A 25370-nucleotide genomic window follows, 5' to 3' on the forward strand; every position below is an offset into this window, starting at 1 on the left:
ATCACGATCTTCTTGCAGGTAAGCCTTACCTTACCCGAAGTGATCGGTGTTTGAACTGAAGCGCGCTCCGCCTATCGTGCACAGGGGGCCCGGCGCACGCGAGCCGGCCCCGCCAGTCGGAGGAGGAGCCGGTGGAGCAGGGCCGAGCGCGCGAGGACGTATGGCCGTACGTGTCCGCGGGCACCCCGCCGGACGTCCGTGTGCCCGAGCAGGCGCGGGGCGAGCACACCCACAGCGAGCCGCCCGCTCCCCGCGTGGTCCGGCGGCACTCCGTGCGCGGCCAGATCCTGGACGCCCTGCGCGCCGCCCTCGTCGGTGGCGAGCTGGCCCCCGGTGAGGTCTACAGCGCCCCGGCGCTGGGGGCCCGTTTCGGGGTCTCCGCGACCCCGGTGCGCGAGGCGATGCAGCAGCTGGCTGTGGAGGGCGCGGTCGAGGTCGTGCCCAACCGTGGTTTCCGGGTCAGTGAGAGGGGTCCCCAGGAGCTCGCGGAGCTCGCCGAGGTGCGGGCCCTGATCGAGGTCCCCGTGATGCTGCGGCTCGCCCGCACCGTCCCGGCGGCCGGCTGGTGCGCGTTGCGCCCGCTGGCCGACGCGACCGTCGCGTCGGCAGCCGTCGGCGACCGGGCGGCGTACGCGGAGAGCGACCGCGCCTTCCACCGCGCCGTGCTCGCGCTGTCCGGCAACCAGCAGCTCGTGTCGGTGGCCGACGACCTCCACCGCCGGTCCCAGTGGCCCCTGGTCAACGGTCCGGCAGGCCGCCGGGCCGACCTCCTCGCGGATGCCTCGGAGCACACCGCCCTGCTGGACGCGCTCATCGCCCGTGACCTCACCGTGGTGCAGTCCCTCGTACGCGAACACTTCACCGGCGCCGACGTCTGACCGCGGGCGGCCCCGGCCGCCCGGTGGAGGCGCCGGGAGCCGCCGGACGAGCCGGGGCCTCCCGGCGGGTCAGTTGGCGTCGACCGTCCCGGGGACGGGCGGCTCCAGCCGGGGAGCGAGCCAGGTCGGTACGCCGCCCAGCAGCCGGAACAGCCGGCCCGCCTCGGCGCGCAGCCGGGCGGCCGCCTCGGGTTCCGGCTCGGCGTCCGCGAGGGAGATGAGCGCCGGAGCCGTCCCCACGAGATAGCCCAGCTCCTCCCGTATCCGCAGCGACTCCGCGAAGCCGTGCCGCGCCTCAGCGAGCTCCCCCTCGCGCAGCGCGAGTGACGCGATGTGCCGCCAGGTGAAGGAGAGCAGCAGCTCGTCCCCCTGGGCCGTGGCACCGGCGTGCGCCCTGCGGTAGGCGGCGCGGGCGGACTGGGGGGAGTCGGCGATGTTCTGGGCGATCAGGCCCCGGCGGAAGTCGAGCAGCGGGCGGCCGGTGGCCGAGGGGGAGAGCAGGGCAGCGGCCCTGCTGAGCGCCACGCTGGCTTCGTCGGCCCGGTCACGTGCCCCCAGCAGCGTCGAGGCGTAGGCCAGGTAGCCGCGCTCGCACGCGGCCGCCCCGCGTTCGGAGTCGTCCTGGGCGAGCGCCTCCGCGGTGCGCAGCGCGTCCTCGGCGTCGGTCCAGCCGGTACCCGTGTAGAGGCACCGCTCGGTCAGCAGGGAGGTCCGCTGGAGCGCGGCGGCGGGATCGGTGGCCGCCCAGGGTTCCAGCAGCGCCGCCGCGTCCGTCCAGCAGGCTCGTGAACGCAGCCGCCATACCGCGGTCTGGAGCGGAGGATCGTCATCTGCTGTCGTTCCGGAACCAGACATGGCGGTATGCGCCACCACATTGCCCTCCCCGAGCGCGCCGTCGAGCTGTGGAGGCCGGCCGGCAACCGCCGGTAGGCCAGGGTCTGCGCGCATCTCAGCACGGATTGGCACGCCGGGCCAAGGGGTGGGATCGATGTCAGGTGAAAGATTTCACAATCACCCGGGGCCCGGGAGGACCGCGCAGGGCCCCGGAAGTCAGCTCATGCGCAGGGCGAGGAAGAAGTCGAGCTTGTCCTCGAGGCGTGAGAGGTCACGTCCCGTCAACTGCTCGATACGTCCGACGCGGTAGCGCAGCGTGTTGACGTGGAGGTGCAGCCGGGCCGCGCAGCGCGTCCAGGACCCGTCGCAGTCCAGGAAGGCCTCCAGCGTCTCGATCAGCTCCGCGCGGTGGCGCCGGTCGTAGTCGCGCAGCGGATCCAGGAGCCGTGCGGTGAAGGCGCGGCGGACGTCGTCCGGGACGAAGGGCAGCAGCAGGACGTGCGAGGCGAGCTCGTGATGTCCCGCCGCGCAGACCGGGCCCGGCCGGGCGGCGGCGACCCGGCGGGCGTGCCGGGCCTCCTCAAGCGCGCCGCGCAGCCCCTCCGCGGAGTGGACCGCGGCGCTGACACCCAGTGTCAGGCGGCCGTCCTCCGCGAGGCCGGCGGAGAGCGGCGGACGGACGGCCCGGAGCAGGACGTCGGCGTGCAGCGCGGTGTCCCGCTCCTCCTGGGCGCCGGGCTCCTCCGAGGTACCGGCCGCGTCGGAGCCGCCGACGGGGGTGTGCGAGGCCAGAGGCACGAGGGCGATCGCCTCCTCACCCGTGTGCGCCACGGCGATCCGGTCCGCCGAGTCGGTCCCCGTCACCGCCGGGTCGACCAGGATCTCCTCCAGCAGCGCCTGCGCGGCTCGGCCGCCCGACAGCTCCGCACCCCCGGCCGCCCACTCGACCCGGGCCACCACGACCTGCCAGTGCGGTGCCGTGCCGAGCCCCGGCAGCAGCACCGGCGTGGCCACCCGCAGCCTGGCCGCGATCTCGGCGGGGGCGGCACCCGTCTGGACGAGTTCGAGGACCTCCTGGGCGAGTCTGCGGCGGACCGCGCGGGCCGCGTCACGGCGGTCCCGCTCGACCGCGATCAGCTGGGTGACACCCTGGAGCAGGTCGAGCCGGGCCGCCGGCCAGTCACCCGCGTCGGCCGCCACGGCGAGCAGCCAGTCCGACAGCACGGACTCCCGCACGTCCCGGGACGTGGCGGGGACGGCACCCCGCCCGGTGTTGCGGATCGGGAACAGCGCGTAGGCCGCGCCGTCGACCTCCGCCCGGTGCGGTCCCGGGCGGCCCGTGCGGGTCGCCGCGAGATGCCGGCCCGCCAGTTCCGCGCCGGTGTGCGGGGGCAGGGGCTCACCCGCCCCGGCGATCTGCCGGCCCGTGGGGGACAGCACCCAGGCACGCAGGTCCAGGTCGGAGGTGAGGAGGTCGAGGACCACCTCGGGACCGCCGCCGGCGGGGCCGGAGGTCATCAGCCTGCGGTGGCGGTCCACGACCGCGGCGAGGTCACCGGCCCGCTCGCCGGAGACCTGGCGCACCACGTGCTCCGTGATCGTCGCGAACGCCACGGTCTCGTCGACGGCGAAGAGCGGGAGCCGGTGGCGCAGGCAGGCCTCGACCAGGTCGTCCGGGACGGCCCCGAGTTCGGCCTCGCCCGCCGCCAGGCCGGCGACCCCGGCGTTCGCCAGGATCCGGACGAACGGCTCCGCGTCCGACGGGTCCCGGCGCCAGGCCAGGCCCGTGAGGACCAGCTCCCCGCCGGAGAGATAGCGGCTGGGATCGCGCAGGTCGGTCGTCATGACGCCGCGGACCGAACGGTCCAGCTCGTCCTCGCCGCCGAGCAGCCGCAGGCCCAGCGCCTCGGTGTCCAGCAGTGCGCGCAGCCGCATCGTCGATCGCCGCCGATCTCGTCGTTGGTGGTGGTCAGCGGCGGTCACCTGTGAATTGCGGTGAGGTCACCGGTACCCGCCATTCGTTCGAATCTACAAGACACGGACGGGGACCAGCCAATTCCTTCATGGTTTCGGTGACTGCACCGAGTGGAGCAAGGCTTGTGTACTGGGCCACACACCGCGTCAAACAACACGGGAACGACCAGTGGAGGGCCGGCCGCACCCCGCCCCAGCCGAACGACCCGATCGAGAAGAAGAGAGCCACTCATGGACTTCCTTCGCCCCGCCAGCTGGGAGGAGGCGCTCGCCGCGAAGGCCGAGCACCCGTCGGCTGTGCCCATCGCGGGTGGCACCGACGTCATGGTCGAGATCAACTTCGACCACCGGCGGCCCGGGCACCTCATGGACCTGAACCGCATCGGTGAGCTGTCCGACTGGCAGGTGGGCGCGGACACCGTGCGCCTCGGTGCCTCCGTCCCGTACAGCGCCGTCATGGAGCACCTGCGGGCCGAGCTGCCCGGCCTCGCCCTCGCCTCCCACACCGTCGCCTCGCCGCAGATCCGCAACCGCGGCGGCGTCGGCGGCAACCTGGGCACCGCCTCACCCGCCGGGGACGCCCACCCGGCGCTGCTCGCGGCGGGGGCGGAGGTGGAGGCCGCGTCCGTCCGGGGGACGCGGATGATCCCGATCGACGACTTCTACACCGGCGTCAAGCGCAACGCGCTCGCCCCGGACGAGCTGATCCGGGCCGTGCACATCAAGAAGGCCGACGGCCCCCAGCAGTACTCGAAGGTGGGCACCCGCAACGCCATGGTCATCGCCGTCTGCGCCTTCGGCCTCGCCCTCCACCCCGGGACACGCACCGTGCGCACCGGAATCGGATCCGCGGCCCCCACCCCCGTACGGGCGAAGGAGGCCGAGGACTTCCTCAACGCGGCGCTGGAGGACGGCGGCTTCTGGGAGAGCGGGAAGATCATCACTCCCTCCGTGGCCAAGCAGTTCGCCCAGCTCGCCGCAGGGGCCTGCAACCCCATCGACGACGTACGGGGCACCGCCGCCTACCGCCGGCACGCCGTCGGCATCATGGCCCGCCGCACGCTGGGCTGGACCTGGGAGCAGTACCGCGGAGCGGGCCGCACCCTCGAAGGAGCTGCTTGACCATGCGAGTCAATTTCACCGTCAACGGCCGGAAGCAGGAAGCCGACGACGTCTGGGAGGGCGAGTCCCTCCTGTACGTCCTGCGTGAGCGCATGGGCCTCCCCGGTTCCAAGAACGCCTGCGAGCAGGGAGAGTGCGGGTCTTGTACGGTCCGCCTCGACGGTGTCCCCGTCTGTTCCTGTCTCGTCGCCGCCGGCCAGGCGGAAGGCCGCGAGGTCGTCACCGTCGAAGGCCTCGCGGACTACGCCAGGCACCGCGACGACGCACACCCCGGCACCGGCTGCGCGGCGGGCACGTGCGGCACGTCGCTCGACGCCGCGCAGCGCTGGCAGGCCAGGCCCACCGACGGGCAGAGCGCCGAGGCCGCGGAACTCTCCCCGGTCCAGCAGGCGTTCATCGACGCGGGCGCCGTGCAGTGCGGCTTCTGCACCCCCGGCCTGCTGGTCGCCGCCGACGAACTGCTCGAGACCCAGCCCTCCCCGTCCGACCAGGACATCCGGGAGGCGCTCTCCGGCAACCTCTGCCGCTGCACCGGTTACGAGAAGATCCTCGACGCGGTCCGCCTCGCGGCCGCCCGTCAGGAAGAGGCGGTCCGACAGCCATGACCATGCACCCACGAGCCGCGTCCGTACCGGCCGGCACCCCCACCAGGATCACCCAGGGCTCCGAGACCCCGGGCGGCATCGGCGAGTCCACCCTGCGCCCCGACGGCACGCTCAAGGTCACCGGTGAGTTCGCGTACTCCTCGGACATGTGGCACGAGGACATGCTGTGGGGCCACACGCTCCGCTCCACCGTCGCGCACGCCGAGATCCGCTCCGTCGACATCGGTGAGGCCCTCGCCACGCCCGGCGTGTACGCCGTCCTGACCTACGACGACCTGCCCGCCGAGATGAAGAACTACGGGCTGGAGATCCAGGACACCCCCGTACTCGCCCACGGCAGGGTCCGCCACCACGGCGAGCCCGTGGCGCTCGTCGCCGCGGACCACCCCGAGACCGCCCGGCGCGCCGCCGCGAAGATCAGGATCGACTACGCCGAACTGCCCGTGATCACGGACGAGGCGTCCGCGACGGCCCCTGACGCGGTCCTCATCCACGAAGGCCGCACCGACCACCACATCGGGCACGTCCCGCACCCCAACATCGTCCACCGCCAGCCCATCGTCCGCGGCGACGCCGACGCGGCCGCCGAGCGGGCCGACGTGATCGTCAGCGGGGACTACGTCTTCGGGATGCAGGACCAGGCCTTCCTCGGCCCCGAGTCGGGGCTCGCCGTGCCGTCCGAGGACGGCGGCGTCGAGCTGTACGTCGCCACGCAGTGGCTGCACTCCGACCTCCGCCAGATCGCCCCCGTCCTCGGCCTCCCCGAGGACAAGGTCCGCATGACGCTGTCCGGCGTCGGCGGCGCCTTCGGCGGACGCGAGGACCTGTCGATGCAGATCCACGCCTGCCTGCTGGCGCTGCGCACCGGCAAGCCCGTCAAGATGGTCTACAACCGCTTCGAGTCCTTCTTCGGACACGTCCACCGCCACCCCGCGAAGCTGCACTACGAGCACGGGGCCACCAAGGACGGCAAGCTCACCCACATGAAGTGCCGCATCGTGCTGGACGGCGGCGCCTACGCGTCCGCCTCCCCGGCCGTGGTCGGCAACGCCTCCTCCCTCGCCGTCGGCCCTTACGCCGTCGAGGACGTCGACATCGAGGCGATCGCCCTCTACTCCAACAACCCGCCCTGCGGCGCCATGCGCGGCTTCGGCGCGGTCCAGGCGTGCTTCGCCTACGAGGCGCAGATGGACAAGCTGGCCGCGGCCCTGGACATGGACCCGGTCGAGCTGCGGCAGCTGAACGCGATGGAGCAGGGCACCCTGCTGCCCACCGGGCAGCCCGTCGACTCGCCGGCCCCCGTGGCCGAACTGCTGCGCCGCGTCAAGGCCAGGCCCATGCCGCCCGAGCAGCAGTGGCTCTCGGCCGACGCCGGGGGCAGCTCCGTCGACGTACGCGCCCTGCCCGGCGGACTGTCGAACACGACGCACGGCGAAGGCGTGGTGCGGGGCGTCGGCTACGCCGTCGGGCTGAAGAACGTCGGCTTCTCCGAGGGCTTCGACGACTACTCCACCGCCCGGGTGCGGATGGAGGTCATCAACGGCGAGCCGGTCGCCACCGTGCACACCGCGATGGCCGAGGTCGGGCAGGGCGGTGTCACCGTCCACGCCCAGATCGCCCGTACGGAGCTGGGCGTCAGCCAGGTGACCATCCACCCGGCTGACACCCAGGTCGGTTCCGCCGGCTCCACCTCCGCCTCCCGGCAGACCTACGTCACCGGCGGGGCCGTGAAGAACTCCTGCGAGGCGGTCCGCGAACAGGTCCTGGAGATGGGCCGCCGCAAGTTCGGCGCCTACCACCCCGCCTGGGCCACCGCCGAACTCCTCCTGGAGGGCGGCAAGGTCGTCACCGACGGCGGCGAGGTGCTCGCCCCGCTGGCCGATGTCCTGGAGGACGAGGCGGTCGACGTCGAGCTGGAGTGGCGCCACAGGCCCACCGAAGCGTTCGACCTGCGGACCGGACAGGGCAACGGGCACGTCCAGTACTCCTTCGCCGCGCACCGCGCGGTCGTGGAGGTCGACACCGAACTCGGCCTGGTCAAGGTCATCGAGCTCGCGTGCGCCCAGGACGTGGGCAAGGCCCTCAACCCCCTGTCGGTCGTGGGCCAGATCCAGGGCGGCACCACCCAGGGGCTGGGTGTCGCCGTCATGGAGGAGATCATCGTCGATCCGAAGACCGCGAAGGTGCGCAACCCGTCCTTCACGGACTATCTGATCCCCACCATCCTCGACACCCCGACCATCCCGGTCGACGTGCTCGAACTCGCCGACGACCACGCCCCGTACGGGCTGCGCGGCATCGGCGAGGCCCCGACCCTGTCGTCCACCCCGGCCGTCCTCGCGGCGATCCGGGACGCGACGGGCCTGGAGCTCAACAGGACGCCGGTGCGCCCCGAGCACATCACCGGGACCTGACGGCTCATCACGTACATCCGGGCGGTGCGTGCCTGCCGTGAACGTCACACTTCCCCGCGCACGCACCGTCCGGAGCCGACGCACCACCGACCCATCCGATCCAGCGCGTCACCGCTCCATCTGCACGAAGAGTTCGTCTCGGGCCGTCCCCCGGGTCGTGCGCCTCGCAGTCATCCCAAATCCCGCAATCACGAGAGCTCCACGCGGGTGCCCCTGTGAACCTTGGGAGTCAGGCAACATGACCCAGCAGTCCGTGGAACCCAGGACGAGCGCGGAGGACGCGGGCCCCGGCTCGCGTGTCCCCGCCGGACGGTCCTGGCTCGACCGCTACTTCCACATAACCGAGCGGGGATCGACCGTCGCGCGCGAAGTGCGCGGCGGCGTCACGACCTTCATGGCGATGGCGTACATCCTCCTGCTCAACCCGCTCATCCTCGGCGGCAAGGACGTCGAGGGCCAGTTGCTCGGCCAGCCGGGCCTGATCACCGCCACCGCGTTCGCGGCGGCCGCCACCACGCTGCTGATGGGCTTCGTCGGCAAGGTCCCCCTCGCGCTCGCGGCCGGACTGAGCGTCTCCGGTGTACTCGCCTCGCAGGTCGCGCCGGCCATGACGTGGCCGCAGGCCATGGGCATGTGCGTGGTCTACGGGCTCGTGATCTGCCTGCTGGTCGTCACCGGCCTCCGCGAGATGATCATGAACGCGATCCCGCTCGCGCTGAAGCACGGGATCACCATCGGCATCGGCCTCTTCATCGCCCTCATCGGCCTCGTCAAGGCGGGTTTCGTCCACCCCGGGGCGGCGACGCCCCTGTCGCTCGGCCCGGCGGGTGAGCTCACGGGCTGGCCCGTCCTCATCTTCGCCGTCACCCTGCTCCTGATCTTCATGCTGCAGGCGCGCGACGTCCCCGGCGCGATCCTGATCGGCATCGTCGTCGGCACGGTGGCGGCGGTCGTGGTCAACACCGTCGGCGACATCGACCCCAAGGCCTGGAGCAGCGGCCCGCCCGAGCTGAGCGGCAGCGCCGTCTCCCCGCCGGACTTCTCGCTCTTCGGCAGCGTCGAGTTCGGCGGCTGGGGTGACGTCGGCGTCATGACGGTCGGCATGATCGTGTTCACGCTCGTCCTCGCCGGCTTCTTCGACGCGATGGCCACCATCATCGGCGTCGGCACGGAGGCGAAGCTCGCGGACGACAAGGGCCGGATGCCGGGGCTGTCGAAGGCCCTGTTCATCGACGGCGCGGGCGGTGCGATCGGCGGTGTCGCCGGCGGTTCCGGGCAGACCGTGTTCGTCGAGTCGGCGACCGGTGTGGGCGAGGGCGCCCGCACAGGGCTGGCCTCCGTCGTCACCGGGCTGTTCTTCGCCGCCTGCCTGTTCTTCACCCCGCTCACGGCGATCGTGCCCGCCGAGGTGGCGTCCGCCGCCCTCGTCGTGATCGGCGCCATGATGATGCAGAACGCCCGGCACGTGGACTGGGGCGACCGCTCCGTCGCCGTACCGGTCTTCCTCACCGTCGTCCTGATGCCGTTCACGTACACCATCACCACCGGTGTCGCCGCGGGCGTCATCTCGTACTCCGTCATCAAGCTCGCGCAGGGCAGGGCCCGTGAGGTCGGCGTCTTCATGTGGGTCCTGACGCTGGTCTTCGTCGTGTACTTCGCCCTCCACCCCATCGAGGGCTGGCTGGGCGTCAGCTGACGCCCTCCGCGCCCACCACACCTCAGTCAGAAGGAGAGACGCCATGCTGGACATCGCCGAAGAGCTCCACCGGTGGGTCGGGCAGGGACGCGCGTTCGCGGTGGCCACCGTCGTCGCGGTCGGCGGCAGCGCACCACGGCAGCCGGGTGCCGCCCTCGCCGTGGACAGCGACGGCACGGCCGTCGGGTCGGTCTCCGGCGGATGTGTGGAGGGTGCGGTGTACGAGCTGTGCCGACAGGCGATCGAGGACGGCACCACCGTGCGCGAGCGCTTCGGCTACAGCGACGACGACGCCTTCGCGGTAGGTCTGACCTGCGGTGGTGTCATCGACATCCTGGTGACCCCGGTGCGCGCGGACGACCCCGCGCGCCCGGTGTTCGCCGCCGCGTTCGCCGCAGCGGCACAAGGCGGCGCGGCGGCGGTCGCCCGCGTCACCGATGGGCCGGAGAGCATGCTCGGCCGCCCCCTGCTCGTCCACCCCGACGGTACGCACGAGGGCGGCCTCGGCGGACACCCCGATCTGGACCGTCACGCCGCCGCCGAAGCCCGCGCGATGCTCGACACCGGCCGCACCGGGGAGCTCGTCATCGGCGCCGGGGGCTCCCGTTGCGGCAGCCCCCTCACCCTGCTCGTCGAGTCGAGCGTCCCGCCGCCCCGGATGATCGTCTTCGGGGCCATCGACTTCGCCGCGGCCCTGGTCCGCGCGGGCCGCTTCCTGGGGTACCACGTCACGGTCTGCGACGCGCGCCCCGTCTTCGCCACGGCCGCCCGCTTCCCGGACGCCGACGAGATCGTCGTCGACTGGCCGCACCGCTATCTCGCCACCACCGATGTGGACGCGCGCACGGTGCTCTGCGTCCTCACCCACGACGCCAAGTTCGACGTGCCCCTCCTGGAGCTCGCTCTGCGGCTGCCGGTCGCCTACGTCGGCGCGATGGGCTCGCGCCGCACCCATCTGGAGCGCAACGAACGGCTCCGCGAGGCCGGTGTCACCGAGCACCGACTGGCCCTCCTGCACTCGCCGATCGGACTCGACCTCGGGGCCCGAACGCCGGAGGAGACCGCCCTTTCGATCGCCGCCGAGATCGTCGCGGAGCGGCGCGGTGGCAGCGGTCTGCCGCTCAGGGGCGCCCACACCCCGATCCACCACGAGGGCGGCACGTCACTCGCCTCGGCGGCCTGATCCGCACCACCGTCGGCCGGTCCCGGTGGGCGGGTTGCCGCCACGGCGGTTTCACGCCAGGGCTGAAGCGGTCCACGGCCCCGCGTTTACCGGTAGATCAGCTGCATGACATTTTCCCTCTCCTCCGTTTCCGGCCGGGCGAGACCCGCTCGCGCGGGACGCAGGGCTCTGCTCATAGCGACCTCGGTCGCCCTCGTGAGCGGCGCCATGCTCCCCGCGGCGGGGTCCGCCGCCGCCGCTCCGAAGCCGCCTGCCGCCGAGGACCGCCACGGACCCGGGGCCCGCGACTACGACATCACCCTCCTCACCGGTGACGTCGTCCACTACACGGACGGCGCGGGCGGCCAGGACACCGTCACCGTCGACCGCCCGGACGGCGCCACGGGCGGCGTGCACGTGCAGCAGGCCGGGGAGGACATCTACGTCATCCCCGACGAGGCGACCGCCCTCGTCGCGGCGGACAAGCTGGACCGCCGGCTGTTCAACATCTCGACGCTGGTCGAGATGGGCTACGACGACAGGCGTTCGGACGGCATACCGCTGATCGCCACCTACTCCGCGAGCACGGCGCGCGCGCTGCCCGCCGCCCCGCGCGGGAGCGAGGCGGTCCGCCGGCTCGAATCGGTGAACGGCGCGGCGCTCAAGGCCGACAAGGACCACGCCCGCGCCTTCTGGAGCGACGTCTCCCGTACGGCGAAGAGCCGTTCGCTGGACGACGGCATCAAGAAGCTGTGGCTCGACGGCAAGGCCGAGGCGGTTCTCAGGGATTCCGTGCCGCAGGTCAACGCCCCGCAGGCATGGGCCGGCGGCTTCGACGGCAAGGGCACCACGGTCGCCGTCCTGGACACCGGCATCGACGCCACGCACCCCGACGTCAAGGACCGCATCACGCGGACCAGGAGCTTCGTCCCCGGCGAGGAGGTCCTCGACAAGCACGGCCACGGCACGCACGTCGCCTCCACGATCGCCGGCTCCGGCGCGGCGTCGGACGGCGCCAACAAGGGTGTCGCGCCCGCCGCCGACCTGATCGTCGGCAAGGTGCTCGGCGATGAGGGGTCCGGCGCCGACTCCGGCATCATCGAGGCCATGGAGTGGGCGAAGGCCGAAGGTGCCGACGTCGTCTCCATGAGCCTCGGCTCCAGCGTCCCGGACGACGGTACCGACCCGATGGCCCAGGCCGTCGACGCCCTCTCCGCCGACGGCGGCCCGCTGTTCGTGATCGCCGCGGGCAACGCCTACGGCGCGGGCACCATCGGCTCGCCCGGCTCCGCCGCGAGCGCGCTCACCATCGCCGCCGTCGACAAGCAGGACGGCCGGGCCGACTTCTCCTCCATGGGTCCGCTCGTGCGGTCCCACGGCCTGAAGCCCGACCTGTCCGCACCCGGTGTCGACATCAACGCCGCGGCCTCGCAGGCGATCCCCGGCATCGAGGGCATGTACCAGGGGATGTCCGGCACGTCGATGGCGACCCCGCACGTCGCGGGCGCGGCCGCCATCCTGAAGCAGCGCCACCCCGAGTGGTCCGGCCGGCGCATCAAGGACGCGCTGATGAGCTCGTCGAAGCTGCTGCCCGGTCACACGCCCTACGAGCAGGGCACCGGGCGCCTCGACGTGAAGGCCGCCGTCGACACGGTGATCGAGGCCACCGGCTCCGTCGAGGTCGCGTCGTACGACTGGCCGCACAGCGCCGAGGACGCGGTCGCGAAGCGCACCCTCACCTACCGCAACACGGGTGACAGCGACGTCACGCTGAATCTGGCGGCCGACACGGACGCGGCCGCCTACACCCTGTCGACGTCGGAGCTGACCGTCCCGGCCGGCTCCACCGCCGAGGCGGTCCTCTCGATCGACCCGTCGAAGGTCGCGAACGACACCCGCTTCTCCGGCCAGGTCGTCGCCACGGACACGTCCGGCGCGACGGTGGCCCACACCGGTTTCGCCGTGCACAAGGAGCAGGAGCTCTACGACCTCACGCTCCGCCTCCGCGACCGCTCGGGCGCGCCCATGGACGGCACCGTGGTCCTCGCCGCGCTCGGCGATCCGCAGCTCGGCATGGTCCAGGTCTCCGGCGAGACCACACTGCGGCTGCCCCCGGGCAACTACACCGCCTGGACCTCGGCGGACATCGACGGGGACCGTCCCGACTCGAAGGCCGTCGCCTTCCTCGCGGCACCCGAGACGATCCTCGACAAGGCCACCACGGTCACCCTGGACGCCTCGAAGGCCCGCAAGGTCAGTGTGCGCACCCCGCAGGAGTCCGAGAAGCGGCAGCTGCGCTACGACATGGCCCGCACCTCCCCCGACGGTGTCGTCCAGCGTGACGCCTTCCAGATCCCCCTGACCTACGACCAGTTGTGGGCGAGTCCCACGAAGAAGGTCACCGAGGGCAGCTTCAGTTTCCTGACCCGCTGGCGCCAGAGCGAGGAACTGCTCGACCTGACGGCCGACGGCCACGACATCCCGGTCACGGTCCAGAACGGCTCCGCCGTCGCCGAGGACAGCGAGCAGAAGCTCACCGGCGTCTTCGCCGGCAACGGCGCCGCGGCCGACTACAAGGGCCGCAGCGTCAAGGGCAAGGCCGTCGTCATCACCCGCAGTGATGCCGTCCCGCCCGCCGAGCGGCTGGCCAACGCCCTCGCCGCGGGAGCCAGGGCGCTCCTCGTCGTCAACGACGGCCGCGGAGTCGCGATGGAGAGCTACATGCCGTACGGCGAGGAGACCACCATCCCGGTCGCCTCGGTGCAGCGGGTCGCGGGCGAGACGCTGATCAAGGCGGCGCAGCGCGGCAAGAAGCTGTCCGTCGACCAGAAGAAGTTCGCTTCGTACGTCTACGACCTGGTGGACCGTCACGACGGTGCCGTCCCTGACCGCTCGCTGGCCTTCGCGCCCTCGCTCCGGGAGCTGGCGAAGGTCGAGAACACCTTTTACGGCCATGAAGCCACGCTCGGCGCCGGCTACCGCTACGACATCCCGGACTACGGCCCGGGACTCGGCTTCGAGGAGTACGAGAAGTTCCCCGGCACCCGCACGGAGTGGGTCAACCCGCTGCCCGGTGACTCCTTCTGGTACGAGAACCACTCGGTCCTGAACGCCGACGCCTCCGACCGGGCGCACGAGATGCGCAGCGCCGAACTCGACTACGCGGCGGGCCGGACCTACCGTGCCGACTGGTTCGCCCCCGTGACCGGCCCGCGTCTCGGTACCGGCTACTGGGGTCCGTTCCGGACCGCGTACAACGACGTGCAGTTCAACATCACTCCGTGGACGGACTCGGGCGAGGGGCACTCGGGCTCGATGCCCGCGGACGAGTACGACACCACGTCCTACGCCTTCTACCAGGGGGACACCCTGATCAAGAAGGGCGCGGGCCGGGCCGGCAACGCCTGGGACCTGTCGCCCGAGAAGGTGCCGTACCGCCTGGTCATCGACTCGGCACGGGACGAGGCCGTGTGGAAGACCTCGACGCGGACGCACACCGAGTGGGACTTCGTCTCGGGCGCCCTGCCCGAGGGCACGCCGCAGGCGGACATCCCGCTGCTGCAGCTGGCCTACGACGTGGACACCGACCTGGCGGGTGACGTCAAGGCCGGCAGGCAGGTCGAGGTCGGCATCGAGTCCGGCACCCAGGCGTGGCTGGAGGGCGCGGTGAAGGCGACGAAGGCCTCGCTCGGCGTCAGCTACGACGAGGGCAGGACCTGGAGCGCCGTGCAGCTGCGCAAGGGGGCGTCGGGCGAGTGGACGGCGAAACTGAGGACGCCCGCCAAGGGCACGTCCTCGGTCTCGCTCAAGGCGCGCACCGAGGGCCCCGGCGGGCTGGCCGTCGAGCAGGAGATCATCAACGCCTTCGGCCTGAAGTGACCTGCTGAACCTTCCGGTCGAGGTGGTCCCGCATCCCGCGTGGGATGCGGGACCACCGCGTCGTGCGGCAGGTGCCGCTCACCGCGGGGAACGCGCCGGGGGCGCCGGCCGGTACCGGCCAGGTCCGCCCGGGCACCGACGGCGGCAGCAGGGCGGTCTCATCGCCGGCGGGCCGCCTTCTCCCGTGCCTTGCGCCGCGCGACGGTGTACGCCGACCAGTCCCCCCGGTGGCGGTCGCACCGGGAGGCGTCCTTCATCGCCAGGCGCCGGCAGCGAGTGCCCTTCTGGGTGAGTGCTCCGCATGCCGACTGCGTACGAGCCATGTCCGACCGCCCTCCGGGTCCTGTCGGCCGGGTGCCGACAGGGCTCAGGTTCGTCCGTCGACGTGGTGCGGGGGAAGGCGCACCCGTGCCCTCCGGATGCGCTCCGGAGCGCACGGGCGGGCGGGGCGGCGCCAGGGCGTCGCGCGAGTACCGGTACCCAGCGGGCGGGCGCGGGGCGCCGGAGCGTCGCCGGGATCAGCGTCCGGACTGGAGCGCGCCCCAGGTGGCGGGGCCGACGCCGCCGTCGACCGACAGGCTCCGGGTGCTCTGGTAGTCGCGGACGGCCTTGTCCGTGAGGGTGCCGAAGGCGCCGTCGGCGGTCACCGTTCTGCCCAGCGCCGCGGTCAGCGCCCGCTGCAGCCGCTTGACCGCCTCGCCGGAGGAGCCCGTGGCGAGCGCGGGGGTCGTGCCGGCGGACAGCAGCGCGGTCCAGGTCTTCGGCCCGACCATGCCGTCGGCGTCGAGACCGCGCGCGGTCTGGAACGCCCGGACCGCGCTCTCGGTGGTGGCGCCGAAGATGCCGTCCGCGGCGCCCGCCTCGTAGCCCTGCTGGTCGAGCAGCGTCTGCGCCGCCCTCACCTGGGGGCCGGTCGAGCCCTTCTTCAGGGTCGTGTACGAACCGAAGCTCAGCCCGTCGGCCCCGCTGGCGGAGCCGCCGACGAGCTGCATGTAGTAGGACCAGTTCCAGTTGGCACCCGGGTCGGTGTGATCGTTGCCGGGGGCCTCGCTGTGCCCGATGATGTGCGACCGGTCCTTCGGGATGCCGTAGCGGTCGCACAGGTACTTCGTGAGTGCCGCCGACGAGCGGTACATCGTGTCGGTGAACCAGGTCGGATCGTCGACGAAGCCCTCGTGCTCGATGCCGAGCGACGAGGCGTTCGCGCTCTTGGCGTGGTACGCGGTGTCCTTGTCGCGCACCATCTGGGTGATCTGGCCGTCCGACGAGCGGACCACGTAGTGCGAGCTGACCTTGGAGGTCGCGTTCTGGAACCAGCTGATGGTCCCGGCGTACGAGCCCTGCGTGACGTGGACGACCACCTTGTCGACCGTCGCCGTACGGTTCACGGCGAAGTTCGCGGAGTTGGCGGGCACCCAGAGGGCCGACGGGTAGTCGGGGCTCGGGGCGGCCACGTCGGCCTTCGCCAGGGGGCCCTTCTCCGGGGAGACCGGGCGGGAGGTGACCGTGACCCGCTCGCCCCCGGCGACGGTGGCCCGCAGCCCCTGAGCGAGGAGGGTGTAGACGGTGTCCGCGTAGAGGGCGGCGACAGCGCCCTCGGCCTCGCTGTAGCGGGCGACGGCCGGGTACCAGGCGTCGATGTCCGCCCGTTCGGTGCCGTCCATCCCCAGCGCGTCGGCATGGCTCCGCAGCACCGCGGCCCCGCCCAGGATGTTGGCCTCGGTGTCCTCGCGCAGCTCGGCCGTCGACTCGCCCGTCAGCGCCGCGGCCTTCTCCAGGGAGTGGTTGGACGGGTTGCTCACGAGGTGCATCACGCCGTAGCCGTTGTCCTGGCTGGGGCGCCCCGCGTGTCCGTTCAGGTGTGTCTCGCCGTACCCGACGGCGGCGAGCAGGTCACGCGGTACGCCGAACTCTCCGGCGGCCCGCTCGAAGCCCTGGTTCATGGAATCCGCGGCGGGGGCGGGGGCGGGGGCGGGGGCGGCGGTGGCCGGGGTGGCGGTGGTGACGAGGGCGGTCACGGTGAGGGAGGCCAGCACGGCTGCGTGGCCTCGGGTGTGGCCTGCGGGGCGTCGGGGCATACCTGCTCCAGGTCTGTGGGGGAGAGGAAGGCCGCCGGACCGGGTCGGGGTGGGCCGAGGGCCGCTGAGCCCGCACAGGCTATCCATCTGCTCAGGGCATGACAATGACCCCCTCGTGTGTCCAAATCTCTTTCACTCCAATGGAGTTGAGGACGTCACGGGCCCCACCGGCGGCCGCCGCCCCCGGACCGGGGGGCGACGGCGGGCGGAGGTCGCTACCAGCGGTTCCGGTGGATGACATCGGCCACCGGCCGACGGCGGACCGGCCCGAAGTTGCCCTGCGGCCAGCCCACCGGAACGGCGGCGAAGGTGTGCGTGTCCGAGGGGATCCCGAGGGCCTTCTTCCACTCCTGTTCCAGCATCAGGTGCCAGATGGTGAGGTTGGCGGCGAGCCCCAGCGCCCGCGCCGCGAGCAGGAGGTTCTGGACACCGGGATAGACGCAGGAACCCTCCGCGAGTGCCTGGAAGCGGGTTCGGGTGTTCGTCATGTGGTCGAGGCCCGCCGGACCGAGCGACTCCGCGTAGACACCCAGCCCCTCCTCGTCGAACCGCGGCTCCGGGAACCGGTAACAGGGAATGATCAGAGCCGGTGTGTCCGCGAAGTGGTCGCGCTGGTACTCGATCGCCGCCACCATCCGCCCGTACGCCGCGCCGTCCATGCCCTTCGGCGCGTGCTTGCCGGTCGTCGCCAGGTAGGCGTCCACGCACCGCTTCCAGAGCGGGGCCAGCTCGGCCATCACCGCGCGGTCGGTGACGACCACGTACTCGTAGCACTGCATGTTGCCGCCGCTCGGCCCCCAGACGGCGGCCTGGACGAGCCGGTCGAGCGTCTCGTCGGGGACGGCGTCCGGCTTGAGGCGGCGCATGGCGCGCATCGTGGACATGGTCGGGAAGAGCGCGGGCCCGTCGGGGGCGGGGGCATCCGTGTACACCGTTTCGAAGGTCATGATCGCGGAGTGTACGGCTCAAGCCCTCGCGGGGGCAGCCCTGTTGGCCCTTCGCTTCTGCTCGTTCCGGTGCAGGTCAGCGCCGTACGAGCCGGACCACCGGGATGTCGCGGCCCGTCTTCGCCCGGTATTCGGCGTACCGGGGGAACACCTCGACGAGACGCGGCCACACCCGCTCCTTCTCGCCGGGGGAGAGCGTCTCGGCCAGGGCCGGGAAGCGCTCCGTGCCGACGCGGACGTCCACCGCCGGCTCGGCCAGCAGGTTCAGGTACCACAGGGGGTGGCTGTCCGAGCCGCCGTTCGACCCGACGATCAGATAGTCGTCACCGTCCCGCCCGTACATCAGCACCGTCCGGCGCACGGCACCGCTGCGCCGGCCGACGTAGTCCAGCAGCAGGCAGGGGACGCCGAGCTGGGTGGTGCCCTTCGTGCCGCCCGACGACTCGTACAACTCCGCCTGCGCGGCCACCCACTTGGCCGGGCTGGTCCGTACCGCCCCGTCGTGCTCTTCCGTCGCCACGGCCGCCTCGTCCTCCGGTAGGTCCTCATGTCCGTACGTCCGTGCCCATCGTGTCACCCGCCGCCACGGCGCGCCGGAATCGCACACCTGCCCGTCCCCCCTCCTCACGGGGGAACGGGGTCGGGAACGGCCGGCCCGAAGGCGTATAAAGGGTCCCTCCCGAGCAGCCGGCGTCCCCGATGGCCATCTCACCCACCACGCGGCCGGCGTCACCGCGTACCGAAAGCGGAGGAGCGTCCCCATGAGCACCTCGGAAGAGATCAGCGCCTTGCTCGTCACCAGGTTCGGAACGGATCCGGAGGCCATCCGGCCGGAGGTGCCGCTCCGGCAGCTCAGGCTGGACTCGCTCGCCCTGGAGGAACTCCGGCTCCTCATCGAGGACCGGATGGACATCGACCTGGAGGACGTCGTCCTGTCGTCCCGCGACACCGTCGGCCACCTGGTCGCGGCCGTGTGCGGCAAGGCGGGCGCGTGACGGGCCGGGGACCGTCCGCACGCGGGTCCGCCCGGCCGGGCACCGAGCCCTTCAGCGCCGCGGTCACCGGTGTCGGCCTGGTCACCGCCGCAGGCGTGGGAGTCGACGACGCGTGGCAGGGCGTGTGCGGCACGGCGGCCGGTCCCTCGGTACCGCACCTGCCGGAGCTCGCCGGTCTGCCGTGCGACTTCATGTACACCATCGAGGACCTGGACACGAAGGCCCTCCTCGGCGTGGCGGCGCAGCGGCTGATGGACCGCTTCTCGCAGCTCGCCGTGATCGCCGCCCGTGAGGCGGTCGCGGACGCCGGACTCGACCCTGCCGTCTGGGACAGCGGGCGGGTCGCCGTCGTCATCGGCTCCGCCCACGGCGGCCTGCCGTTCTACGACGAACAGCACACCACCCTCACCGAGCGCGGCGCCCGGCGCGTCTCGCCGAAGCTCGCCCCGCTGAGCGTCGTCAACGGCGCGGCCAGCAGCGTCGCCATGGACCTCGGCGTCCACGGCCCCAGCCAGGCCGTGTCCACCGCATGCTCGTCGGGCACCGTGGCCATCGGCACGGCCCACCAGATGCTGCGCACCGGGGCCTGCGACATCGTCGTCGCCGGCGGTGCCGAATCGGTACGCTCCCGCCTCCTGATCGCCAGCGCCTGCCAGATGCGGGCCGTCTCCACCCGCCGCGACGATCCCCAGGCGGCCTGCCGTCCCTTCGACACGCACCGCGACGGCTTCGTCGTCGGCGAGGGCGCCGGGCTCCTCGTCATGGAGCGCCCCGAGCACGCCAGGGCCCGTGGCGCGGCCGTCCGCGCCCGTGTCGCCGGCTACGGGGCGTCGAGCGACGCCCACTCCGCCGTCGCCCCCGACCCCGACGGCCTCGGCATCGAGCGGGCGCTGCGCACCGCCCTGGCCGACGCGGGCATCGGGCCCGCCGATGTCGGCCATGTCAACGCCCACGGGACGTCGACCGTCTCCAACGACCTCATCGAGGCGGCCATGCTGCGCCGGGTCCTCGGTGAGCACCCCCTCGTCACGTCGACGAAAGCCATGACCGGGCACACGCTGGGCGCGGCGGGCGGCATCGAGGCGGCCCTGACCGTCCTCGCGCTCCAGCACCAGCTCGTCCCGCCGACCGTCAATCTCGACGCTCCCGACCCCGCGGTCCCGGTCGAGGTGGTGAGCAAGGAGGCCCGGCACGCCGCGTTCGACTGTGCCGTCAAGACCTCGCTCGGCTTCGGCGGACACAACGCAGCACTCGTGCTCACCAGGGCCTGACGGGAAACGAGGAGCATCGTGCCCGAGGAGATCATCCGGAGCCTGACCGTCGGCGGACTGCGTTACGGCTACCGGCTCCTGCCCCGCGACCCGGACGCCGGCGGGGGAACCGTCACCGAGCCGGTCCTCGTGATCGGCGGCGCCCTGCAGGGCATGTTCGGCTGGCCGCAGATGGACGACCACCTGGGACCGGTGGCGGACGTGGTGACCGCCGACCTTCCCGGCATGGGCACGGCGGACCCCCTGCCGCCCGGCCCCAGCGCCCCGGTCCTGCGCGCGGCGGTCACCGGGATCATCGACGACCTGGGCGCCTCCCGGATCAACCTCTTCGGATTCTCCTACGGCGCGGCCATCGCCTTCGGCTGCGCGCAGCACGACCCGGGGCGGATCGCCCGGCTCGTCCTCGGCGGCGTCCCCACCCATATCGGTGCGGACCGGCGCACCCACTGGCGCCGGGCGACGCGGGCGCTGGCCGAGGGGGACACGGAGGGCTTCGCGACGCTGGCCGCCGACGGGCTGATGTGCCTGGACCCGGAACGGCCCGTGCACCGCAGGGAGCTCGCCCGGCGCTACGTGCGGCGCTCGTTCCTCCACGCGGTCGCCCACTCGGCGCACGCCGCCGACTCGCTGCGGCGCGCACTGGGGGACCGGCCGGACTTCACCGGCGGGCTGTCGGGCGTACCGTCCCTTGTCTTCGCCGGGGAACACGACACGGTGACGTCGCCGGAGCTCCAGCGCGAGTTCGCCGGAACGATCGAGGGGAGCCGCTTCCTCACCCTCCCGGAGTCCGACCACTGGGTCGTGCTGGAGCGGTCCGACGAGGTGGCGGCCCTCGTGACCCGGTTCTTCACGGACCGGCCGCTCGGTCCTTCGGACGCCCGGCTCCCGCACCAGGCGCGGGCCGGGGAAGCCGTCCCCGTGGAGCAGGCGCCCGTACCGTCCCCGTATCCGGGCCGGCCCGCACCACGGTGAGCGGTGGCGGCCCTCGCGGGCCGCCACCCGGGGGGTCAGTGCCGGTGGCCCCCGCCCTTCACGTCGATCCGCACGATCTGCGGGTCGTGGTCGCTCGCCTGGTCGGCGAACTCCGCGTTGATGTGCACCACGTCGTAGTCGAAGCGGCGGACCGCGGGACTGGTCAGGATGTGGTCCAGCGTCTGCGAGTTGCCGTCGAAGACGTAGCTGTACTGCTCACCCGCGGGCAGTGTCGTGATGAGGGGCCTGAGCACCTTGCCGCTGGTGAGTGCCTTCATCGTGGGCGAGAAGGCGAAGTCGTTCAGGTCCCCGAGTGTGACGACCCGGGCGGACCTGTCCGCCTTCAGCAGCGAGGTGACGAAGGTGTTGACCTCCGTCGCCTGCCGCACGCGCTGTGTCTCCGAACTGCGTGCCGGCTCCTGGTAGCGGCCGTGCAGGGACTGGTCGCCCCCCTTGGACGCGAAGTGGTTGGCGATGACGAAGACCGGCTCGCCGCGGAAGCGGAACTCGCCCACGAGAGGCTTGCGGCTGCTGTCCCAGGCCGTGCTCGCCGGATTGATCCGGCCGGGCGAGACGGACAGGGCGGCGCCCTTCTTCGTCTTCACCGCCTGCACGGCGGTGGTCGCGTCACCGCCCGGGCGGTCCACGAAGTCGACCCGGTCCGGGTCGAAGAGGAAGACGTTACGGATGTTGCCACCGGGCTCGCCGCCGTCGCGGCCGTCCTGGGGTGCCACGTAGCGCCAGGCGTACCTGGGGCCGCCCGCCGCGACGATCGCGTCCGTGAAGCGCCGCAGCGTGGCCTCGGAGCCCACGGTGCCGTCGTTCACCGCACCGTTGTCGTCCTGGATCTCCTCCAGGGACACGATGTCCGGGGAGGCGAGGCTGACCGCCACACCTTCGGCGAGCGTGTCGAACTTGGCCTGCTCGTCGGCCGCGTCGAGGTTCTCGACGTTGTACGTGGCGACAGCGAGCTCCTTGCGCTTCTGCTTCCGCGTCACCTCGCGCCTCAGGCCGTTGTCCTTCAGCGTGCCCAGCTCGGTGGCCTGCACGTTGTAGCCGCCGTACGACGCGTAGTCGACGACGCCGGTGGTGGAGCCGGCCAGTACGTCGCCCACGTCCGCGGCCGGTACGGGCCGTGAGGCGTCCAGCGACATCACCTTGAGGCGGCCGGTGTTCTGGTCCTCGTAGGAGGCGTAGAGCGTGCCGCCGCGCCGGGTCGGGTTCTCCCGGGGCTTCACCGTCACCCAGACCTCGTCGTACGCGGTCGTCGCGCCCGTCACCCGGGTGTCCGCCATCGTGACGCGGGCGCCCTCGAGCGCTTCGTACAGGTCCAGGGCGTATGTCGCGGGGGCGAGGGTGAGGGCCTCGACCGAGCCGCCCCCGGCCGTCGGCACGTAGGCGTCCGGCACCGAGGAGGCGTCCAGGACGACCGCGTCCGGCAGGGCGTTGCCCGAGGAGAGGACCGTGGTCAGGGGAGCGGTGATCTGGGTGAGCGACTGTGCGCCGGTGGCCGGGTAGTACTCGGCGACCTTGCCGCTGACCAGCACCGAGTCACCGACGGCGACGGCCGGGGCCGTGGACCCGGTGTAGACGAACACGCCCTCGCTCGTACGGGCGTCGTCGTCCGGCGCCGTGTCCTGGATCCAGAAACCGCGTGAACCCGTGGTCCGCACGCCGGTGACCACCCCGGGGACCCCGGTGACCGCCTGCCCCGCGAGCGGGGAGAGACGGGTCGTGCCCTGGATGTCGTGCACCCGCACCGTGCCGGGTTCCGTCGGCCCGCCGGGCTCGCCCGGCCCGGAGCCGCCCGGGGTCTCACCCGCCGCGTTGACGGGCGTCGGCGAACCGGCTTTCAGGTCGGCGGAGTTGTCGTCGGTGTCCGCCAGTGACGCGCCGCGCGCCACGGAGGCGGTGGCGGAGGCGCCGCTCACGGGGCCGCCGCCCTCGCGCACGACGGCGGAGCCGTAGCCCACGAGGTCGACGACGCGGGTGTCGGCGGCGCAGTCCGCCGCGGTCCTGCAGGTCAACGGGGCGGTGCCGGAGACGAGCGCCACGGTGCCGCTGGCCGCCGACATGGCGGTGGTACCGGTGGTGTCCGGGGCCGGCAGCGCCACCGTGCCCCCGGTGCCCGCGGCCTGCGCGACGAGGTGGCGGGCACCCGGCGCGACGGTGCCGGACAGTCCGGTGACCTGCCACAGGGAGCCGGCGGAGGGGGTGCCCGGCAGGTACTGGACGCTGAAGCCCGACAGGGCGAAGGGGCTCCGGCCGGCGTTGGCCAGCTCGACGAAGTCACGGGTGAGCGTCGCGCCGGAGTTGCCCCCGCCGCCGTACACCTCGGAGATCACGGCCGACGACGACGGTGCCGCGAAGGCGGCGGGCAACGCTGTCACGGAAAGGGTCACGGCGACGGCGCCGGCCAGCAGGGCGGAGCCGGGTCTGGCTATGTGCACGGGAACTGCCCCCAAATGTGTGGTGAGGGGCCAAAAGCTATGCGCGTAGAACGGTCGTGGCAAGAGACCGGAGGTTAATTCACGGCGTCATTCCCCCGTCGGGGCCGGGTACTTCGGCGCCGGGTGAGGCGCCTCACAGCCCCGCGCGCCGCGCGCCCGCACGCCATGGGGGCCGGGAGGCGGTCCGGAAAGGTGACGGCCCCGGGGCGCCCGTGGAGCACTCCGCCCGGCCGGTGGTGCGGGAGTCCACCATGCGGTCAGGTGTTTGACCGCCTCGCGCCCTTGCGGATACGTTGCGTGACATGCAGCGATCCGCACACCTGACGACGCGAGGTCATGTCGACCTGAAGCGCGTGTGCTCCGCGGCGTGTCACCGGGACTGAGCACTCCCGGTCCGCGCGCCCCCGGAGGAGCTTCCTCCTCCCCGGCCCCGCGCAGGACGCTCCGCCACGGATCGGCGTGACACCGGCCGGCACGACGCCGCCGGGTCCGTCAGGAGGCCCCGTCCCCGGGGTACTCACCGCCCTGCCCGCTGCCGTCGAGGACCTGGAAGTCCCGTGACACGTCTGCCTGCTCCCTCTCGCCGTGCCCGGCCGCCGCGCCGCTCCGAGATCCCTTCCTCCGGGCACGTACGCCGTCCTTCCGGCACGGGATCCGTACTGGGCGCGATCCTCGACCACGGCCCGGTGGCACGCTCCACGGTCGCCCGGCTCACGGGTCTCTCGCCCGCGGCGGTGACCGGGCACGTGGGGCAGCTGCTGTCCCGGGGCCTGGTCCGACGGAGTGCCGAGGCGACGGGACCGCGCGGGCTCGGACGCCCCCATGTGCCCCTGGAGATCGACACCTCCCGCTTCCTGGTGGCCGGGGCCCACATCGCGGTCGCTCACTCGACGGTCGCCCTGATGGACCTGCGTGGCCGGGTCGTGGCCGAGGACCGCAGGCCGCACACCGGCACGCACCCGAGCGGGGTCCTCGACGGCCTGGCCGCCAGGCTCCCTTCGCTGACGGCCGCTCACGCGGCCGGCCGGCAGGTGCTGGCCCTGGGCGTCGCCACCGGCCACCGGGTCGACCCCGCGGCGGGAGTCGTCGTGGATCATCCGCACCTCGGCTGGCGGGCCGTGCCCGTACGCGAGATCCTCGCCGCCGCCACCGGCATGCCGGTCCATGTGGACAGTCACGCGAGGGCGTTGGCGCGGGCGGAACAGATGTTCGGCGAGGTGTCGACCCGGCGCAGCGCCGTGCTGCTCTTCGTCGGCGCGGTCGTCGACGCGGCGTTCGCCACCTCCGGCGCCCTGCACCGGGGGCCGCGCTCCGGCGCGGGCAGCGTGGCCCACCTGCCCCTCGGATCCGGTGGATCGGGCGACGCCGAACCCTGTGGGTGCGGGCGCACCGGCTGCCTCCAGTCCGAGGTGTCGGAACGGGCCATGGTCCGCCGTGCCGCCGAACAGGACCTGTACGTGCGGACGTTCGGGGAACTGCTGGATCACGCCATGGCCGGGGATCCGCGAGCGGTGGCCCTGTTCCGCCGCCGCGCACGGCTGGTGGGCCGGGCCGCGGCGCTGCTCCTGGACATGTTCGACCCGGAGTGCCTGGTGGTGGTCGAGCCCGGAGCGGGCCGGCTGCCGGAGTGCCTCGCCGACCTGCGCGACGAGGTGGGCAGGCGCTCATGGGTCTGCGACGACCCGGAACAGGCCGTCGTGCCCAGCAGCTTCACCGGCAGGGTGCTCGCCACTGCGGGCGGCGCGGTGGCGCTGGACGCCCTGTACGCCGATCCGCTCGGTCCGTGGCCCGCGCTGCCCGCGGTGTCCTGACCTCCGCCGATTCCCGCTTTAATTCAGAACGTTGCATTGTTGACCGGCCGCAGCCCCGACGGGAAGATGGATTCATGACCAGCCGACAGCGGAATTCGGAGAACGTGCCCACACCGGCACGATCCTGCCGCCCGGCCGCGCCGACGAGCGAATTCGCCCGGCGCTCCTGTTGTCGCCCCTGTCCGGGTAACCGATAACCCCCAGCTGAATCACCGGGCGGCCGCATATCTGCGTGACCACTTCCGCCCGTCTCCGTGCACCCTCGCGCGCTCCCTGTGCCGT

General features: G+C 72.6%; 18 protein-coding genes. 11 read left to right on the top strand and 7 right to left on the bottom strand.

Annotated elements, in window-relative coordinates; all coding sequences use genetic code 11:
• The first annotated feature begins 131 nt into the window (after positions 1-131).
• Positions 132-878 carry a GntR family transcriptional regulator gene (locus tag ACHFIV_RS09025; RefSeq protein WP_398965370.1) on the top strand — a complete coding sequence of 249 codons (747 nt, stop codon included), beginning with the start codon at positions 132-134 and terminating at the stop codon, positions 876-878.
• A 69-nt stretch (positions 879-947) separates the two neighbouring features.
• Here the strand turns inward: ACHFIV_RS09025 and ACHFIV_RS09030 are convergent, their stop codons facing one another.
• Complete coding sequence (locus ACHFIV_RS09030; RefSeq protein WP_398965372.1) at positions 948-1733, bottom strand: hypothetical protein; 786 nt, start codon at positions 1731-1733, stop codon at positions 948-950.
• 195 nt (positions 1734-1928) lie between these two features.
• A complete protein-coding gene (locus ACHFIV_RS09035; RefSeq protein WP_398965374.1) occupies positions 1929-3647 on the bottom strand; it encodes a PucR family transcriptional regulator in 1719 nt (572 codons plus the stop codon).
• Between the two features lie 270 nt (positions 3648-3917).
• Between ACHFIV_RS09035 and ACHFIV_RS09040 the strand changes: the two genes are divergently transcribed.
• The 6 genes from ACHFIV_RS09040 (at position 3918) to ACHFIV_RS09065 (ending at position 14564) form a co-directional block, all read left to right on the top strand.
• Positions 3918-4808, top strand: a complete 891-nt coding sequence (locus ACHFIV_RS09040; protein ID WP_398965376.1) for an FAD binding domain-containing protein — start codon at positions 3918-3920, stop codon at positions 4806-4808.
• A 2-nt stretch (positions 4809-4810) separates the two neighbouring features.
• Entirely contained in the window at positions 4811-5413 is a 603-nt protein-coding gene (locus ACHFIV_RS09045) for a (2Fe-2S)-binding protein (RefSeq protein ID WP_398965378.1), read from the top strand.
• Positions 5410-7827, top strand: coding sequence for a xanthine dehydrogenase family protein molybdopterin-binding subunit (locus ACHFIV_RS09050; protein WP_398965380.1), 2418 nt, complete (start codon positions 5410-5412; stop codon positions 7825-7827). Before ACHFIV_RS09045 ends, ACHFIV_RS09050 begins: the two co-directional genes overlap by 4 nt.
• A gap of 238 nt (positions 7828-8065) precedes the next feature.
• On the top strand, positions 8066-9523 hold the full coding sequence (locus tag ACHFIV_RS09055) for an NCS2 family permease (protein WP_398965382.1): 1458 nt from the start codon (positions 8066-8068) through the stop codon (positions 9521-9523).
• 43 nt (positions 9524-9566) lie between these two features.
• Positions 9567-10706, top strand: a complete 1140-nt coding sequence (locus ACHFIV_RS09060; RefSeq protein WP_398965384.1) for an XdhC family protein — start codon at positions 9567-9569, stop codon at positions 10704-10706.
• Between the two features lie 207 nt (positions 10707-10913).
• On the top strand, positions 10914-14564 hold the full coding sequence (locus tag ACHFIV_RS09065; RefSeq protein ID WP_398965980.1) for a S8 family serine peptidase: 3651 nt from the start codon (positions 10914-10916) through the stop codon (positions 14562-14564).
• A gap of 158 nt (positions 14565-14722) precedes the next feature.
• Here ACHFIV_RS09065 and ACHFIV_RS09070 read toward each other — a convergent pair whose 3' ends face one another.
• The 4 genes from ACHFIV_RS09070 to ACHFIV_RS09085 form a co-directional block, all read right to left on the bottom strand.
• On the bottom strand, positions 14723-14887 hold the full coding sequence (locus tag ACHFIV_RS09070) for a hypothetical protein (protein ID WP_398965386.1): 165 nt from the start codon (positions 14885-14887) through the stop codon (positions 14723-14725).
• A gap of 195 nt (positions 14888-15082) precedes the next feature.
• On the bottom strand, positions 15083-16642 hold the full coding sequence (locus ACHFIV_RS09075) for a peptidoglycan-binding protein (RefSeq protein WP_398965388.1): 1560 nt from the start codon (positions 16640-16642) through the stop codon (positions 15083-15085).
• 215 nt (positions 16643-16857) lie between these two features.
• Positions 16858-17589: a nitroreductase family protein gene (locus tag ACHFIV_RS09080; protein ID WP_398965389.1), complete on the bottom strand. Its 732-nt coding sequence runs from the start codon at positions 17587-17589 to the stop codon at positions 16858-16860.
• 76 nt (positions 17590-17665) lie between these two features.
• A complete protein-coding gene (locus ACHFIV_RS09085) occupies positions 17666-18109 on the bottom strand; it encodes a nitroreductase family deazaflavin-dependent oxidoreductase (RefSeq protein WP_398965391.1) in 444 nt (147 codons plus the stop codon).
• Positions 18110-18350: 241 nt separating this feature from the next.
• Between ACHFIV_RS09085 and ACHFIV_RS09090 the strand changes: the two genes are divergently transcribed.
• From ACHFIV_RS09090 to ACHFIV_RS09100, 3 genes are read left to right on the top strand one after another with little or no spacing between them, the layout of a single operon-like run.
• Positions 18351-18584, top strand: coding sequence for an acyl carrier protein (locus ACHFIV_RS09090; protein ID WP_398965393.1), 234 nt, complete (start codon positions 18351-18353; stop codon positions 18582-18584).
• Positions 18581-19855, top strand: coding sequence for a beta-ketoacyl-[acyl-carrier-protein] synthase family protein (locus ACHFIV_RS09095; RefSeq protein WP_398965395.1), 1275 nt, complete (start codon positions 18581-18583; stop codon positions 19853-19855). The genes ACHFIV_RS09090 and ACHFIV_RS09095 overlap by 4 nt, the downstream gene beginning before the upstream one ends.
• Before the next feature lie 18 nt (positions 19856-19873).
• Positions 19874-20827 (top strand): alpha/beta fold hydrolase, encoded by a 954-nt coding sequence (locus tag ACHFIV_RS09100; RefSeq protein WP_398965396.1) that lies wholly within the window; start codon positions 19874-19876, stop codon positions 20825-20827.
• A 35-nt stretch (positions 20828-20862) separates the two neighbouring features.
• Here ACHFIV_RS09100 and ACHFIV_RS09105 read toward each other — a convergent pair whose 3' ends face one another.
• The gene (locus ACHFIV_RS09105) at positions 20863-23277 is read right to left on the bottom strand and encodes an endonuclease/exonuclease/phosphatase family protein (RefSeq protein WP_398965398.1); all 2415 of its coding nucleotides are present in this window, start codon (positions 23275-23277) and stop codon (positions 20863-20865) included.
• Positions 23278-23834: 557 nt separating this feature from the next.
• Between ACHFIV_RS09105 and ACHFIV_RS09110 the strand changes: the two genes are divergently transcribed.
• Positions 23835-25088, top strand: coding sequence for an ROK family protein (locus ACHFIV_RS09110; RefSeq protein ID WP_398965400.1), 1254 nt, complete (start codon positions 23835-23837; stop codon positions 25086-25088).
• The last annotated feature ends 282 nt before the right edge of the window (positions 25089-25370 follow it).

Source organism: Streptomyces sp. ALB3 (assembly GCF_044385685.1).
GTDB lineage: Bacteria > Actinomycetota > Actinomycetes > Streptomycetales > Streptomycetaceae > Streptomyces.

Bases quoted from the DNA above. Each gene is read 5' to 3' on its own strand.
- ACHFIV_RS09030 (WP_398965372.1), bottom strand. From the start codon at position 1,733: ATGTCTGGTTCCGGAACGACAGCAGATGACGATCCTCCGCTCCAGACC.
- ACHFIV_RS09035 (WP_398965374.1), bottom strand. From the start codon at position 3,647: ATGCGGCTGCGCGCACTGCTGGACACCGAGGCGCTGGGCCTGCGGCTG.
- ACHFIV_RS09040 (WP_398965376.1), top strand. From the start codon at position 3,918: ATGGACTTCCTTCGCCCCGCCAGCTGGGAGGAGGCGCTCGCCGCGAAG.
- ACHFIV_RS09045 (WP_398965378.1), top strand. From the start codon at position 4,811: ATGCGAGTCAATTTCACCGTCAACGGCCGGAAGCAGGAAGCCGACGAC.
- ACHFIV_RS09050 (WP_398965380.1), top strand. From the start codon at position 5,410: ATGACCATGCACCCACGAGCCGCGTCCGTACCGGCCGGCACCCCCACC.
- ACHFIV_RS09055 (WP_398965382.1), top strand. From the start codon at position 8,066: ATGACCCAGCAGTCCGTGGAACCCAGGACGAGCGCGGAGGACGCGGGC.
- ACHFIV_RS09060 (WP_398965384.1), top strand. From the start codon at position 9,567: ATGCTGGACATCGCCGAAGAGCTCCACCGGTGGGTCGGGCAGGGACGC.
- ACHFIV_RS09065 (WP_398965980.1), top strand. From the start codon at position 10,914: ATGCTCCCCGCGGCGGGGTCCGCCGCCGCCGCTCCGAAGCCGCCTGCC.
- ACHFIV_RS09070 (WP_398965386.1), bottom strand. From the start codon at position 14,887: ATGGCTCGTACGCAGTCGGCATGCGGAGCACTCACCCAGAAGGGCACT.
- ACHFIV_RS09075 (WP_398965388.1), bottom strand. From the start codon at position 16,642: ATGCCCCGACGCCCCGCAGGCCACACCCGAGGCCACGCAGCCGTGCTG.
- ACHFIV_RS09080 (WP_398965389.1), bottom strand. From the start codon at position 17,589: ATGACCTTCGAAACGGTGTACACGGATGCCCCCGCCCCCGACGGGCCC.
- ACHFIV_RS09090 (WP_398965393.1), top strand. From the start codon at position 18,351: ATGAGCACCTCGGAAGAGATCAGCGCCTTGCTCGTCACCAGGTTCGGA.